The 1,264-nt window shown below is 40.4% G+C and carries 2 protein-coding genes and 2 pseudogenes; all 4 read left to right on the forward strand.

All coding sequences use genetic code 11. The annotated features are described in order from the left end of the window. Positions 1-100, forward strand: a pseudogene (locus BWI44_RS03780) (preprotein translocase subunit SecE); the annotation flags it as partial. Between the two features lie 12 nt (positions 101-112). Continuing rightward, complete coding sequence (nusG, locus tag BWI44_RS03785) at positions 113-655, forward strand: transcription termination/antitermination protein NusG (protein WP_007662121.1); 543 nt, start codon at positions 113-115, stop codon at positions 653-655. Between the two features lie 58 nt (positions 656-713). Beyond that, on the forward strand, positions 714-1,157 hold the full coding sequence (gene rplK, locus BWI44_RS03790; protein WP_117691259.1) for a 50S ribosomal protein L11: 444 nt from the start codon (positions 714-716) through the stop codon (positions 1,155-1,157). Positions 1,158-1,172: 15 nt separating this feature from the next. Next, positions 1,173-1,264 (forward strand): annotated as a pseudogene (locus BWI44_RS03795) (50S ribosomal protein L1); the annotation flags it as partial.

Genomic DNA, 1,264 nt, shown 5'->3' on the forward strand with positions numbered 1-1,264 from the left:
AGTAGTTGTTTTATATGCTTCCCTGCTTATTGCATTGGTAGTATTTGCGATGGACTTCTGTTTCCAGAACGTAATGGAGAAAATTATTTATCCACACTAAAAAACGAGGGAAATGTCTGAGATTGAAAAGAAATGGTACGTTCTGCGTGCTATTAGCGGAAAAGAAGCTAAGGTGAAGGAATACCTTGAAGCTGATATTAAAAACAGCGACCTTGGTGATTATGTATCTCAGGTATTGATTCCTACCGAAAAGGTTTATCAGGTTCGCAATGGAAAGAAAATTGTGAAAGAGAGAAGTTATCTCCCTGGTTACGTTTTGGTGGAGGCAGCTCTGGTTGGTGAGGTAGCTCACCACTTGAGAAATACTCCTAATGTGATTGGATTCTTAGGTGGATCGGATAAACCTGTTCCCCTGAGACAATCGGAAGTGAATCGTATACTTGGTACGGTGGACGAGCTGCAGGATGCTACTGAAGAGCTTAGTATCCCGTATGTAGTCGGTGAAACTGTGAAAGTAAATTACGGCCCGTTCAGTGGATTCAGTGGAATCATTGAAGAAGTGAACACCGAGAAGAAGAAACTCAAGGTTATGGTAAAGATATTCGGACGGAAAACTCCGCTCGAATTAGGCTTTATGCAAGTTGAAAAAGAATAATACAGGTGTTACGCTGTAGTGTTCTTTGATTAATGTTTATATATAAATCAATAAAAAAATGGCTAAAGAAGTTGCTGGACTAATCAAATTACAGATTAAAGGAGGCGCGGCAAATCCATCACCTCCCGTAGGACCTGCTTTGGGTTCAAAGGGTATTAACATCATGGAGTTTTGCAAGCAATTCAACGCCAGAACCCAAGACAAAGCAGGAAAAATTCTTCCTGTGATTATCACTTACTACGCAGATAAGTCTTTCGATTTTGTAATCAAGACTCCTCCCGTTGCTATTCAATTGCTTGAAGTAGCTAAGGTAAAGAGTGGTTCTGCTGAGCCTAACCGTAAGAAAGTTGCCGAGATTACTTGGGAACAGGTTCGTACGATTGCTCAGGACAAATTGGTGGACTTGAACTGTTTCACTGTAGAAGCTGCCATGACAATGGTTGCTGGTACAGCTAGAAGTATGGGTATCACTGTAAAAGGGGAGTTCCCGGTTAATAACTAATAAACTTCAATTAGAATGGGTAAACTGACAAAAAAACAAAAGTTGGCTGCAGAAAAAATTGAAGCAGGGAAAGCATACTCACTGAAAGAAGCTGCATCTTTGGTAAA

Source organism: Bacteroides sp. Phil13 (genome assembly GCF_001940965.1).
In the GTDB taxonomy this organism is placed as follows: Bacteria; Bacteroidota; Bacteroidia; order Bacteroidales; family Bacteroidaceae; genus Bacteroides; species Bacteroides intestinalis.

What these genes read in the sequence shown, in the direction of transcription:
- rplK (WP_117691259.1), top strand. Translation starts at nt 714, where the DNA reads ATGGCTAAAGAAGTTGCTGGACTAATCAAATTACAGATTAAAGGAGGC.
- nusG (WP_007662121.1), top strand. Translation starts at nt 113, where the DNA reads ATGTCTGAGATTGAAAAGAAATGGTACGTTCTGCGTGCTATTAGCGGA.